Consider the following 13,642-nt stretch of genomic DNA (forward strand, 5'->3'; position numbering starts at 1 on the left):
CAGGTTGTTGTTGTTCTCTGGCAAGGGCCGGTGCGGCCTGGGCGGCACCGGGCCGGCGCGCTAGCGTTGGTACCACCCCCAGGGCGCGTCGGCCTGGTACTGCGTGACCTGTTTCACCTCCAGGTAGTTGTCGAGCCCCCAGGTGCCCAGCTCGCGGCCGAGCCCGCTGAGGCGGGTGCCGCCCCAGGGCGCCTGGACGAAGGTGGGTTGCGAGCAGTTGACCCAGACCACGCCCACCCGCAGTTGCCCGGCGATGCGGTCGGCGCGGTCGAGGTCGCTGCTCATCACTGCGGCGGCGAGGCCGTAGAGGCTGTCGTTGGCCATCTCCAGCGCCTGCTCGTCGGTCTTGAAGCGCTTGACGCTGAGCACCGGCCCGAACAGTTCGTGGCGCCAGAGCGGGCTGCCCGTGTGGGGCTCGTCGAAGATGGTGGGCTCGATGAAATAGCCCGACAGCAACCCTGGTGGGCGCCGGCCGCCGGTGAGCAGGCGTGCGTCCTGCTTGCCCTGGGCGATGATGTCCATCACCTGGCTGTAGCGTGAGGCGCTGACCAGCGGGCCCATCTGCACACCCGGCTCGGTGCCCGGGCCGATGCAGATATCCCGGGTCGCCTCCACCAGCCGCTCCAGCAAGCGGTCGGCGATGCCTTCCTGCACCAGCAGGCGCGAGGTGGCGCTGCTGACCTGGCCCTGGTTCCAGAAGATGCCGTACAGCGCCCACTCCACGGCGGCGTCGAGGTCGGCGTCGTCGAAAACGATGAGGGAGGATTTGCCGCCCAGCTCCAGCGTCAGCCGCTTGATGTCCGCCGCCGCGCCGCCCATGAGCTTGGCGCCGGTGACCAGCCGGCCGGAGAATGCCAGCTTGTCCACCTCCGGGTGCAGGGCCAGGGCTTGCCCCGCCTCGCCGCCCAGGCCCGGCACTATGTTCAACACGCCCGGCGGCAGGCCCACCGCATGGGCGGTGTGGCCCAGCTCCAGGGCGGTGAGCGAGGTGAACTCCGAGGGCTTGAGCACGCAGGTGGCGCCCGCCGCCAGGGCCGGGGCGACCTTCCAGGCGGCCATCAGCAGGGGGAAGTTCCAGGGGGTGATCAGCCCGGCCACGCCCACCGGCTCGTGGCGCAGGCGGCAGCTGAAGCGTGGGTCGTCCAGTTCCAGCGGCTGGTCCTGGCGCTCGTCCAGCTCGCGGGCCAGCCCGGCGTAGTAGCGGAAGCAGGCGATGGCATCGGCCACATCGCGCTCGGCCTCGGCCAGCGGCTTGCCGTTGTCGAGCACCTCCAGCAGCGCCAGCTCCTCGGCACGGTGCTCCAGGTCATTGGCCATCGCCTCCAGGAAGCCGGCCCGCTCGCTGCCCCGGGTACGCCCCCACTCGCCTTCGAAGGCGCAGCGCGCGGCGGTCACCGCCTTGTCCACCTCCTTGGGGCTGGCGGCCGCCAGGAGCTGGATCTTCATCTCGGTAGCAGGGTTGATGCTGCTGAAGCGGTTGCGATGGGTCGGCGCGACCCAGCAGCCATCGATGTACAGCGTTGCTGCAGTCATGGTGATTCCTTCACGCATTACCAGCCTGGGCCCGGTAGCTGGCAGCCGCCCGGCCCCCCTATGGCACGCCACCACCCCGCCTCGGCGGGTGGCAACGCACCAGAAGCCACGCTAGCAAGCCGCTGGCGGGCGACTTAACCGGCAGGGGGTAGATTTGCGCTGGCGGCGCAGTGGGCGAACTCGCACCGGTAATGGAAAAAAGCGGTCGGCGCCAACAAGCACACGCCGACCGCCCGGGAACTAGCCCTCGGCCACGGCCAGGTGCTCGACCCGGCGCAGGCCCATCACCAGCAGGGCCAGGCTGGCCAGCAGCATGGGCGTGGCGATCCACAGGAAGAAACCATCCAGGCTGCCCGCCACCGCGAACAGCCAGGCACCGAGCATGGAACCGACGATGGAACCGGCGCGCCCCGCCGAGAGCGCCCAGCTCACCCCCGTGGCCCGCGCATGGATGGGGTACAGGGTGGCGGCGACGATGCTGAGGTTGGCCAGCAAGCCGCTGAGGCCGAAGCCGGCGATGAACACCATCGCCAGCAACGGCGAGCCGCTGCCCAGCTGGGTGCCGATCAGCGCCAGGGCGACGGCGGCGAAGGCGGCCTGCACCGGCAGCACGCGCCGGGGCCCGAGCTTGTCCAGCAGCAACGCCATGACGATGCTGCCGAGCACCCCACCCATGGGGATCATCGAGGCGATGGTGGCGGCCTCGCTCACGCCATAGCCGCTGGAGCGGAGGATGGTGGGCAGCCAGTTGGTCAGCAGGTAGAAGACGAAAAGCCCGCAGAAGAAGGTCAGCCAGAGCATCAGCGTGCGCAGCGCCCGGGCGCCCTCGAACAGGGTGGACAGCGGCGAGCGCGGCTGCTCGGGCAGGTCACCCTGCAGGATCGCGCCACGCCAGCTGGCCTTGCCACCGATGGCCGTGAGCAGGCGCAGCAACGCCTTGCGGTGGCGCTTGCGGCCCACCAGGAAGTACAGCGACTCCGGCAGCCAGCGCATCAGCACCGGCAGCAGCACCAGCGGCGCCAGGCCACCGAGGGCGAGCATGCCCTGCCAGCCCAGGCTCGGCATCAGCCAGGCCGCCACGCTGCCGCCCATGGCCAGGCCGAGCACGAAGCCCGAATAGCTCAGCGTGGCCAGCAGCACGCGGCGCCGCTTGGGCGCGTACTCCGACGACAGGGTGATGCAGTTGGGCAGCACCCCGCCCAGGCCTATGCCGGTGACGAAGCGCAGCACCACCAGCTCCCCCATCCAGGTGGCGAGCGCCGCCATCAGCGTGCCCAGGGCGAACACCAGGATGCCGCCCAGCAGCACCCGCTTGCGCCCGAAGCGATCCGCCAGCGGCCCGCAGGCCATGGCTCCCACCATCATCCCGAACAGCCCGGCCCCGAAGGCCGGTGCCAGCTCGCTGCGATCGATGCCCCACTGGGTGATCAGCTCCGGCGCCACGTAGCCGATCACGGCGGTGTCGAAACCATCCAGCAACATGATGAGGAAACACAGAAGCAGCACCCGCACCTGCAACCAGGAAAGGGGGCTGTCGTCGATGATGTCGGCGATACGCACGGACCTTGGCATAAAGGCTTCTCCCCGAAGCGATGCCCGGAATGGGCTACGCCACGCTAGCAACGGGGAGAAAAACGGCGCTATGGCGCGGGCGGTAGAGAGGGGCAGGCGGGGGTGTAGGACGCGGTCAGACCTCGGAGCGGTAAGCACTCCGCACGGACTCACGGGAAGGCAGCTTGCGCTCGCCATCGGCAGGCGTGGTATCGAAACCCGCCAGGCGCAGGCTGGCTGTGTAATTGGATTGGCGCGCCCTGGCGTAGTAGGCCCTTTTGGTTTGCAGAGATGGTGTTGGCATCGAGAAGCCTCCTTTCAGCAACCGGCTGATTCTGGCGGATTGCCTCTCCGCCCCCCATCGACGGGGGCGGTCATCACGTACTGCAATCACCCTTCGACGCGCTGCTGAGCACGGTTGCGGCGCTGCGGCCGGCTGAACAGCCCCGCCCCCATCAGCTCACGCACGAACAGCCCGAAGAACTCCGCCTGGCTGCCGATCTCCAGCTTGTCATACAGGTTGCGCCGGTGGACCTTCACCGTGCCGCGGGTGATGCGCAACTGGTCGGCAATCTGCTGGCTGGAATAACCCTGCAGCAACAGCTGGGCGATCTTGTGCTCGCGCCGCGTCAGCAACTCCTCGCCGAAGCTGCTGAACACCGTGCGCACATGGGTGGTGGGCAGAACGGCATCCGCCGCCGGCTCGCCACGCGCCTCCCAGGCCAGGCGCACCACCTGCGCCACCACAGGTTGCGCAGTCCGCAGCAGGCGCATCTCCTCCTCCGTGAACGCCATCCCGCCCTCCCCGCGCATCAACGACAGCACCGCCCGGCAATGCAAGGCCGGCGTGGTGAAGTAGCCCAGCTCCTCGCTCAGCCCCAGGCGGTGGTAATAGGCCTGGAAGTAGTGGTTGCAGCGGAAGCTGTCCGGCGACAGGGCACGCATGCTGTAGAGCCCGTCCGGCTCACCGAACAGGCAACCGAGGAAGAACGGATCGAGTATGTGCACGCCGCTGCGGTAGTCATTGACGAAGGTGGCGTGCAGCTCGGCGGGAAAGGTGTGGAACAGCGGCAAGGGCGCGTGGCTGCCTTCATAGAGGAACAGCGCGAAGTGATCGACCGGGGCGATGCGTTGCAGCCAGTGGGTCAGGGCCTGGAGTTGGGGTTGGCCTGGGGGTTGGGCCAGGACAGCTGTTATTTCGTGGGCCCATTCAGCGAGATGCACACTCATACAATCGAGCTCCCTCTCAATACACAGGAAGCCAAAAATACAATCATAGTTGTGAAATAAACACAATCTTGATTGCTGTGCGCTCTTGTAGATTGCGCCGCATGAAAATTACCGACCGTTTAGACGTACTCGTGCAGGCACGGAAGCCGGATATCGATATACGGCGGATAAAAAGGGATATTGCTGACGCGTGTGGCCTCTCGTACGAAGCGGTACGGAGGTGGTACAGCGGCAACACCGAAAACCTGCGCAATGACAACCTCATCGCCATTGCCAGGAAGTACGACACCACCATCGACTGGTTGCTGACCGGCACAGGCGCCCCGCCACGCAGAGACAGCGCTTCGGTGAATATCCAGACCTGGATAACCACTGCGCAGGCCAGATTCAGCAAGCTCGAAACGCCCATCACGGTAGACGCCATTCAAGCCGTGCTGGAAGAGTTGAGAGGCGCCACCAGCCAGCAAAACGACGCTGTTGGCTGCAAAGAGATTTCAGTCCCCTACTACAACTTCGATCAGTCGCCCTCCAGCGCTCCGAGGCCGGTTGATTACAGTGAAACCATTAGCAGCCTGACGCTCAACGAAGCCTTCCTGCAGGAAAGGGCCGCGGCGTACTCGAATGCAGAGCAGTTGGCCATTGTCATCCTCTGGGACAACAGCATGGCCGACACCCTCAACGACCGCGACGCCGTCATCGTCGACTGCGGCGTGAGCGCCTTCAATGGGGATGGCCTCTACCTCATCAACTGGGCCGGCCACCTGTTCATCCGCCGTCTGCAATTGGCGGGGCAAGACCAGCTCGAACTCATTGCGGACAACCCGACCCACAACCCGCGCACTGTGCCGATGGCGGATGTGGAAGTGCGTGGGCGGGTGTTGGTGGGGTTTTCGATTAGGAAGTTTTGATCCGCTGCGCTTTGATATTTTGGCTCTCTCAGAGCCACATCATTAGATCACTCTATTCAGACCAGCCCGTCTGCTGGAACGAATATCCAACCTTCTCTTTTAGGTACCTCCGAGCCGGGTTGCGCGAGCAGTTCCGGCCTGAAACGGAACAGCCACGCAATCAGGGCACAGGCCAGTGCGTCGCGTTGGTCGATGTTGTCCAACGACAGTGATGAGCCCGGAGGTGTCTGCCGTCAGGCTGATGCACCGATGCAGATTGCCCCGTTATCTTGAAAGCACAGCAAAATCAACATTAACCACCAAATCATCCGGAATAAGGCTAGCTAAACAAAGCCAATATATTCCTCTTGAGACTTCACCACTCTCCGGCGGCTAAAGAAACAGCAATAAAGCACCAGAATAATCCAGCGAAAAGATAAAGGAGCCCCAAAGAAAACGTTATGTAAATTACAGACCAGCAGTAACAAAGACTATTAACAACAGCAAAGCAAGAGCCCTCAGCGCGGGCTATGTAGAGGTCGACAAATCCGAAATATAAAAATGGGATCTCAGCCCCTTCTGTCAGACTCTGCTGGCTCGAGCACTCGCTCCTTCTTTCTGAGACCAAGCTTTCCTCTAACTCTAGGAGTAGCCACCTTGGGCATTCTAGATACTAGATCGAAAACAATCGCAGCAATTTTGTTGGCCAACAAGGGGGGAACTGCGTTGCCTACCTGCTGAAACTGCTGAGATCTGTTCCCCTCAAAAAAATAGTTATCAGGAAAAGTCTGCAAACGAGCTGCTTCGCGCACGGTTAAGCTGCGACACTGACTCGGGTCATAATGAATAAAATAGTGACCATCCTTTGAAAGATGACTGGTTATAGTTGTTGCAGGCTGCTCCTCAAGCTGCACACGGAACCTGTCACTAAACTTCCCAGACTCCCAATTTTTATGCGCTGGCGCGAGCCCCGACAGCGAAAACTGCAGATGTCCTTTAGGAGAAAACTTATGCGCTTGAGCGTATGTTGCGGCATATATATATCTACGCAGATCAGAAGGCATATGTCCGCGAGCGTCATGATTTAACCAGCACTCAAGCCTCTCATCTTGATACCACGCATCTAGGGATTTAATACCGGTCTGGCCATCATTTTTTGCTCGTGCCACACGTAGAGCCCCAACGCCTAGATCCCTAGATGAGAGAGCGCTTAGAGCAATATCCATTCTCGGTGCAAGCTTCTTTTCCGACCCCTGATTTATCTCACTTCTAAGCTCGCTAAGCTGACGAATAACCTCATCATACCAAGCGTCTGTCTCATCCACCCCACGACTCAATCTACTACGAATTTTTGGAAGATTTCCTAATACCTTCCCAACATTCACGCGACCATCAACTACATTGAGCAAATCATGCTTAGGTGTATTTCCTTTTTCATCCAAAGCAATACCCAGCAGAATAACTCTATGCCTAGCTTGAGGAATACCATATTTTTCAGACCTGATCACAAATGCATGAGGATCAATTCTCTCAACATCCTCAGCAGGTCCAAACGACTGCGAGTCTACTAGGGAGCATATGCGATAGCGTCGACCCGAGCTGGACTCGCCGAGAGCCTTATGAGGATCAGAAAGATCTTTCAGAATCTGGGAGAATATTCTTTCCTCTCCGATTTTTGAAGAAAGTATCCCCTTAACATTCTCCATTACAAAAACAGTAGGCTGATACTCTTTAATAATCCGCAGGTACTCCCGGTAGAGAAAGTGCCGATCATCATCTTCGGCCTTGTAATCCGCCTTGGATTGATTACGTGCTCGGCCTGCCATAGAGTATGCTTGGCAGGGCGGCCCCCCAATCAATACCCAAGGATGATTTCTATCAAGATGCTTCTTCAGGACATCATCTAGCTCTTTGTCTCCTGCTTGAGAGCCCAGTTTTATCTGTCGAGCCTCAAGATCAGCCTCATCCCATTGGGCCGCACTTCTGTCCGAGTAGGGTGTCTTGGTCTTGCCATTGCAATAATCGTAATAGTCCTGAAGGCAGCTAGGCATTGCACGCTTGAGTAGACGGTAGAAGGCTCGCAGCTTCAGCGTCTCTCGTGCTAGGGGTTCGGCCTCAGCAGAAACAAGAATTTCAAACCGGTCGCCATCTCCAGAGGAAGCAAACCCCTCGCCAAGCCCGCCAGGGCCAGCGAACAGGTCCACGACTTGGATGGGGCGGTCGAATGCCACGCTATCATCAAAATCGGTATCTTCAGGAGACAGCAAAGGGATCTGGGTTTCAATCATGGACATAGTCAGCAGTGAAGTCAGGTCTCGCATGATGGCTGGCATCCGCGGTGGTAATACGGTCCCGGAGATGAGGGTTCGGAAGCTGCTGCACCGGCATGGCTTTAGGTATCGCCTGCACCCCAAAAATCTTCCAGGGAAGCCCGATGTGGTACTTCCTCGTCATCGGCTCTGCATCTTTATTCATGGCTGCTTCTGGCACAGACACCCCGGGTGTAGGTACGCCAGTACCCCGAAGACCCGCGCCGAATTCTGGAAGCAAAAATTCGACCAGAATGTTGCACGGGACCTCAGAGCCCGTAATGAGCTGCTGATGCTGGGCTGGCGTGTCTTCGAGTTATGGGAGTGCGGGATACGGGGACCGGAATCTGAGATGATCTGGCTGCTAGAAGCGGTGCCGGATTGTAATCAAAAATTCGTCTCCTGGCCCACGTTTCCTGACGCTCGTCTAGCATAGGGTATGCCCCACACCCAATCAGTATGGGATCTTCAAACGCTCCAGCAGATACTTCAATGCCCCCTTCTCTCCTTTCGAAAGGTTCAGACGGCCTGCAGCGAGCTTGCTCAGGGCATCCATACTTCTAGGGGATGCAATGCTCCTCTGCTTGGCTAGGACCATAATGTCCTTGGCCTTGGAGGACAACCCGACGAGAGCGATATCAAAATCTAGCTCTTGATTCAGTGTGGCTTCCTTTACCCCCTGCCTGGTGTCGTCTGCATACTCCTGAATAGAAACACCAAACTGTGTGACGGATCGATCGGGGATGCCAACGCGCCCTTTGATGTACTGCTCCCAGCAGAATTCACGCTTAGCAAATTCGGAGACGTTTCTGACATTATCCGGCGGAGACTTCAGTATTTCCGCTACCCGCCAAGCCTGTGTGAACATCCATCTCAGCAACCCCTCTGGCACGCTTTGCTCTCGCCAGATCCTATCCAAATCGATTTGCATACCAGAATCACGGAAACCCTGAGCGCAGGCGGCAACCGTATAAGTAACAATTTGAGCCTTGTAGCCACGATCACTCTGATACCAGCCTGACTGCAGCACCTCTTCGTCCAGCCTCATGAATAGCAAAGCTTTGGCAACAGCCCTGCGATACCAAGTTTCGCTAACCTTGGAGCCGTCACCGAACCCCGACAGCACCGTGTTGGTGAATCGGGTAAAGCACTTCTGAGCCCCTTCGCTCACATGGTGCGGGCGCCCCTCAAAGGAAAGCTCATACTTGGCCAGGTCTGTCTTGGTAAGCAGCTGCGCTTTGGGATAGATGAGCTGTAGCTTGTTACGCTCCGAAGTGGACTTGTACGAAAAGAGATTCTTGTATTGACCACGCGCTCGCTCATAGAACCATTTGCTGCTGTGCAATGCACCCGCCAGTTGAGGCGCTGAAATCTCCTTGGATAATCGCTCAATTCTGATCTGTACGGGGCTGTTGGATGCTAGGTCGGCGAGGGATACCTTGTTCTGCGTGTTCGCATACTCGGAGATCCGCGGTATCACCTCCTCCAAGCGTTTCTCATCGACCACAGAGAGCTTGACTTGGACATACACATGACTCAGATCCTTTCCCTGTCCGTCTCGCGCATAGAGCAAAGATGCAGTCGTTTGCCCTCCGTTGACGATCTGGAAGTCCTTGATTTGAGAAATTACCAACGCACCACTTTCTAGCCTATGCGTATCAACCGAAGATGCTGTCGCGGTAAGCCCGTTGTTGTACGCAAAAAACATGCCTGGCTCTTCGGCAATAGTTTTCAGAATCCCCTTATTGACCCCGGTCCGGGCTTGGAGGTACGTCCGCACGTTCTGCTCAAGCAGCCGATTTCCATAGGCCGCAAAGACCTTGGCCAGAACGGCTCCCGGGATGGCAAAAAGGTAGCTTTGGTAGTTGTCTGCCCCGGTCGACGCTGGTAGGCACTCGATAGCGCCATCAAAATCCTCAGCGAAATCGATCTCCACAGGCTCAGAGCCCGTAGACGAAATCTTCACATACCGCTCAAGATCCAAGACGTTAGTATGCAAAGATACGGTGGCTAGCGACCTAGCCTCGAAGACACTCTTCTTCACTCTCAAATGCGCATTGGTGAAGACGATAACCCGCAAACGCCTGATGCGGCTCCCATATTGCTGAATGAGAACAGCCAACTGGAAAGCCGGACTCGCCTCTTCCAGCCCCTGAAGAAACTTGCTACTCAGGGCCAATTGAAAGAAGCGTTCAACACCACTGACAGCCTTTTCGACTTCTCGGCTGATAATTGAAGTCAGGCTACGATCCTGACGGTAGTCGCAGACGGCCAGATATAGATCGCCAGACTCCTCATTCCCTTCGCCCTGCAGATCCAGCGCATATCCATCGACCCGGTAGCCCCCTTGTCCCTCCTTGAGGATTGGACAGTACTCCATATCGGGGGTATCGCCGTTTTCTGCAGCAAGTGCAGCATAGATTCGAAAGAACTCGGTTATCTGTAGCTCGTGATCAGCGACACTGCCTATGCGAACCTCTTCCAACAGTTCGTCATACTCGACCTGAAGATTAACCATGCACCAGAGCCTCCAGCTCTATCTCCTCTATTCGATATCCATCAATGACATCGCAAGCGATTTCATACTGCGCCCTGATGACTCCCTCTGGCACCGTGGACGGGACCAACCGGGGGAAGCCCTCGCCAACTCGATAGAATCTGGTGCTATCCAGATTGAAGGTCTCGTCTACGTATGCTGCGTCCTGCTGGTATCCGAGCAGGAGCAGTTTCCGTTGAAACGCCATCCATCCGGCGTAGTTACTGGCAAGTCGAATCACAATCTCGTCGACCAGCGACTTTAAGCTGATGCCGCTCCCGGATGCCACGAAACGATGCAGAGCAATAGATAATTCACGTCCGTCACTGTCCAATTGGTCAAGCGAAGAAACCCGGATGACAGCAGCTTGGGTTGATAGCTGCGACTTGACCTCGATACGAACGTGATTGAGGCCAATATCGTTGGTATCTCCATCTGGGCCACGCCATCCTCGCACGGCAATTACCGGATCGACTCCACAGCTGTCGATGACCCAGAGCACCATGCAAAGCTCGCCCATCAGTCCTAAGCGTTCCTTGTATGACATCTGGCGTGACACTCCACGCCGCAGCAGATCGGCCCATCGGCCAAGTCGAATGCCAAATATCCCAGCAGCCCCGGCGGGAGTTTCAGCTCTCGACGAAGCCTCTGCCAGATCGCAGCAAATGATTGAGAAAAGGTCCTTCAGTTGATGGTTAGTTAGGCATAGCGTGAGACTGCGAACACCTGACGACTCTTGCTTAGTCACAGAGATATTCTCGAATTCCGGCAATACAGCTTCATCCAAGGCCGCAACGGATGACTCAAGCGTAAACTCTCGTTCACCGGCCCTAGAATAACCGGCAAATAAGTCGAGATGATGGTCCGGACAGACCCGGAAGCGCCCAGCCCCCCTTCCAACATGAGCAATCTCATCCCATTTGGCGCTGAAGTCATTCATCGCTATCGAGATCCTCGTCCGACTCAAGCTCTTCGCGCTGCCGCTCCAACAACTCAGTCAGACGTTTGGTTGCAAAGTACTCTCTTGGACTTGCGTCAATTTTTGTTCCAGGAAAAGCCAAACTTATAGAAACAACAGGCGAAAGCTCTTTGAAGTTCAGAGCCTTATTAGGCTTATCATTATTACGTGGTTTCTTTAGCCCAAAATCCATAAGGTGAATAATAAGCAAAGGCCGAGTTCTTGCCATCAAATGACGCAACTCAGGACTAGCCTCGGGAAATTCCCTCTCCAAAGCTGGGAGGAGCCTACCCAACTCCTCTCTTTCCCCATATCGCAAATCAAATTCCGCAGAGTCCGCAACAACGTGATTTGCAGTGATTTTTACAACATCAGGGTCGTCAGACTTGGGAACACCAGATTTTCGTCTACGACAATAGACCCGACCTTCCTGTTCTAAACCGAATGGAAATTCCAATTTTGGCTCACCGGTTCGGCGAAATGGAACAGCCACATCCCAACGCGACAGCTCACCAGCTGCCCGATCAGCAATATAGTCAAGAACCAAACTTCGCTTAACATTCCCAATCGCGAATTCCAACTGAGGCAGTTCAAGTTTCAGCAACAAATCTTGGACTACAGAAACTCCGACCCCCTTCCAAACGAGCGCACCGTCGTCAGTATCTTTATTGTCTTTATATTCAGACCCCAACACACCAATCAAAGACGAGACCGCAGAGAAATGCTTCTCATTAATCTCAAAATCGTTGAAAAGCTCGTAGGCCTGCAAGTGCTTTAATGAAAGATCAACTGCCATTACTACGGGTTTAGCACCCCGCATTTTATTTGCTGCAGTAATCGCTATCCCTGTCGGGCTTTGCCGAACCTTAAGTCCAAATTCATTCGGAGTTACCTTCATGCGCTCCATACGGACAAGATCATTTCGCAGCTCCTCAACGGCTCCGCTTACCTCACGAAAATCGCCTAGCATTTCCTCGGTTGCATGGATCCGACAAATTTTTGCGTACCCATCCCTGTACCCAAACCATCGCCCCATTTGCAAGAGAGTGTCCGCAGCCCCCACATTCCGCAGAACATAGGAAACAACAAGACCTTCCAAGGTCAGCCCTCGCGCCAGAGCAAGACCACCAACAGCGATTACATGAATCCCGGATACTGGTGGCTTGTTATAATCCAACCCACCCCCTTTCATGTTAACAAGCTTCAGCTCAACAGGCGCTAGCCCTCTTCTCAATGCACCCCGTACATCATCCCAACCGTAGTCAACCTGATTCGAAAACTCTGCGAGCCAGATATTGTGCAATTTCACCATAATCGGCGAACTAACCCATGCTGCGTTTGAGCCCCACGCAGCGACTGCCGCAATCACGTCTTGCAAAAGGACATACAACAAATCGTGGACCTGTTTCTGAATCGCATTGAACCTACTTACGTTCACCAGCATGGACGAGTGCTTGCTCCCCTCACCATCCAGAACCCTAATGCCTCGAGCGAGAACGTATTGATACATAGCATCCTTGAGGCTTTGAGGCAGCTCAGGTACCAAATCACTAGACTTGTGTTTCAGGGGGAGATAATCGATGTAATCTGGCGGTACTTCTCGAACACAGCTTTCAAAATACTCGGCTTTTTCTGAAAAAAGCTTTTCAGCACCTACATAATTATCTGGCGGCTCAAGAGACTTTATAAAATGCTCAGGAAAGAGATCACTATTGAGCATCTCGTCTTCGGTATCCGGATCAATAAAGATATTCGCAAAAGGAGTAGCTGTATAGCCAACATACGACGTGCGACGAGAGCATTTGAGCAGCTCGCGAATTCTAGAATTTATTCGTGTAGTCTTTTTCGGGTCTTTCGACGTATTTACAGAAGCATTGTCAGCCTCATCATCAATGAGGAGCATGGGGCCATCAAGAGGACTTCCCGGCTTGAGATCACTTAACCAAGAAGCCAAGCTTTCTAATACTTTCTCATGCTTCTTGGTTACAAAAAGAATGGGACCAGCAAAATTACCCTCTTCGGCGGTAATTCCTCGGATAATATTGACGCTGAAATCACCACTTTGGGTGGTACCACAAAACGGCTGACGTTGCTTCAAGCCTTCGTAATCCGTTCCCTTCAATACATTCGAGATCGGATAAATTTCGGAAACCAACTTATCACCAAGAGAGGATTTCCCCACAAACGACTTATCCAACCTTACCTGCGTCTGATACCGAAGCGAACTTGTCAAGCCAGCAAGAACAATAATAATTCGATAGCCAGCATCAGCTGCCTTGGCAATCAGAGCCGAGTAATTCGTGGTTTTTCCAGACTGGACGTGCCCCATTACCAAGCCGCGACGACGCCAACTTGCTTCCTCCCGCGGATCCCCCAGATACCCCAGAATCTCGTCAGTCACTTTATCGATAGATTTGACAACCTGAACAGGGAGAACAGAATAATCTACCCAATATTTGTACAGTCTTCTCCAATAATATGACTCAATATCCGCCTTTCTACTTAGATACCACTCTTGAAAGTCAGCTTTCAACACATGCCCAGTGCCTTGCTGAGTACCATAAACCGTTTCCAGATGACGGATTAGTCGCACCTTGAGATCGTCACTCAACAGAACTCTTATGTCAGAAACATTACG

The 13,642-nt window shown here is 56.3% G+C and carries 10 protein-coding genes; 2 read left to right on the plus strand and 8 right to left on the minus strand.

Translation table 11 applies throughout. The features are described 5' to 3' along the window. Window positions 1-60 precede the first annotated feature (60 nt). The 4 genes from ACXI0U_RS14215 to ACXI0U_RS14230 form a co-directional block, all read right to left on the minus strand. Entirely contained in the window at window positions 61-1,533 is a 1,473-nt protein-coding gene (locus tag ACXI0U_RS14215; RefSeq protein WP_021219991.1) for an aldehyde dehydrogenase family protein, read from the minus strand. A gap of 240 nt (window positions 1,534-1,773) precedes the next feature. Next, window positions 1,774-3,105: an MFS transporter gene (locus ACXI0U_RS14220; protein ID WP_479550431.1), complete on the minus strand. Its 1,332-nt coding sequence runs from the start codon at window positions 3,103-3,105 to the stop codon at window positions 1,774-1,776. 115 nt (window positions 3,106-3,220) lie between these two features. Beyond that, a complete protein-coding gene (locus tag ACXI0U_RS14225) occupies window positions 3,221-3,388 on the minus strand; it encodes a YhfG family protein (RefSeq protein ID WP_479550432.1) in 168 nt (55 codons plus the stop codon). An 86-nt stretch (window positions 3,389-3,474) separates the two neighbouring features. Further along, complete coding sequence (locus tag ACXI0U_RS14230; RefSeq protein ID WP_479550433.1) at window positions 3,475-4,314, minus strand: LuxR C-terminal-related transcriptional regulator; 840 nt, start codon at window positions 4,312-4,314, stop codon at window positions 3,475-3,477. A 101-nt stretch (window positions 4,315-4,415) separates the two neighbouring features. Here ACXI0U_RS14230 and ACXI0U_RS14235 point away from each other — a divergent pair, with 101 nt between their 5' ends. Then, window positions 4,416-5,222 (plus strand): XRE family transcriptional regulator, encoded by an 807-nt coding sequence (locus ACXI0U_RS14235; protein WP_479550434.1) that lies wholly within the window; start codon window positions 4,416-4,418, stop codon window positions 5,220-5,222. A 548-nt stretch (window positions 5,223-5,770) separates the two neighbouring features. Here the strand turns inward: ACXI0U_RS14235 and ACXI0U_RS14240 are convergent. Next, the gene (locus ACXI0U_RS14240; protein ID WP_479551098.1) at window positions 5,771-7,489 is read right to left on the minus strand and encodes a DNA cytosine methyltransferase; all 1,719 of its coding nucleotides are present in this window, start codon (window positions 7,487-7,489) and stop codon (window positions 5,771-5,773) included. Between the two features lie 34 nt (window positions 7,490-7,523). Between ACXI0U_RS14240 and ACXI0U_RS14245 the strand changes: the two genes are divergently transcribed. After that, complete coding sequence (locus ACXI0U_RS14245; protein WP_479550435.1) at window positions 7,524-7,946, plus strand: very short patch repair endonuclease; 423 nt, start codon at window positions 7,524-7,526, stop codon at window positions 7,944-7,946. An 18-nt stretch (window positions 7,947-7,964) separates the two neighbouring features. Here ACXI0U_RS14245 and ACXI0U_RS14250 read toward each other — a convergent pair whose 3' ends face one another. Genes ACXI0U_RS14250 through ACXI0U_RS14260 form a run of 3 tightly spaced genes read right to left on the minus strand, consistent with a single transcriptional unit; the run spans window position 7,965 to window position 13,615 of the window. Beyond that, entirely contained in the window at window positions 7,965-10,028 is a 2,064-nt protein-coding gene (locus ACXI0U_RS14250; RefSeq protein ID WP_479550436.1) for an AIPR family protein, read from the minus strand. Next, window positions 10,021-10,986 carry a PD-(D/E)XK motif protein gene (locus tag ACXI0U_RS14255; protein WP_479550437.1) on the minus strand — a complete coding sequence of 322 codons (966 nt, stop codon included), beginning with the start codon at window positions 10,984-10,986 and terminating at the stop codon, window positions 10,021-10,023. Before ACXI0U_RS14255 ends, ACXI0U_RS14250 begins: the two co-directional genes overlap by 8 nt. Further along, a complete protein-coding gene (locus tag ACXI0U_RS14260; protein ID WP_479550438.1) occupies window positions 10,979-13,615 on the minus strand; it encodes a Z1 domain-containing protein in 2,637 nt (878 codons plus the stop codon). Before ACXI0U_RS14260 ends, ACXI0U_RS14255 begins: the two co-directional genes overlap by 8 nt. Window positions 13,616-13,642 lie beyond the last annotated feature (27 nt).

This window comes from Pseudomonas sp. C9D1, from assembly GCF_056491235.1.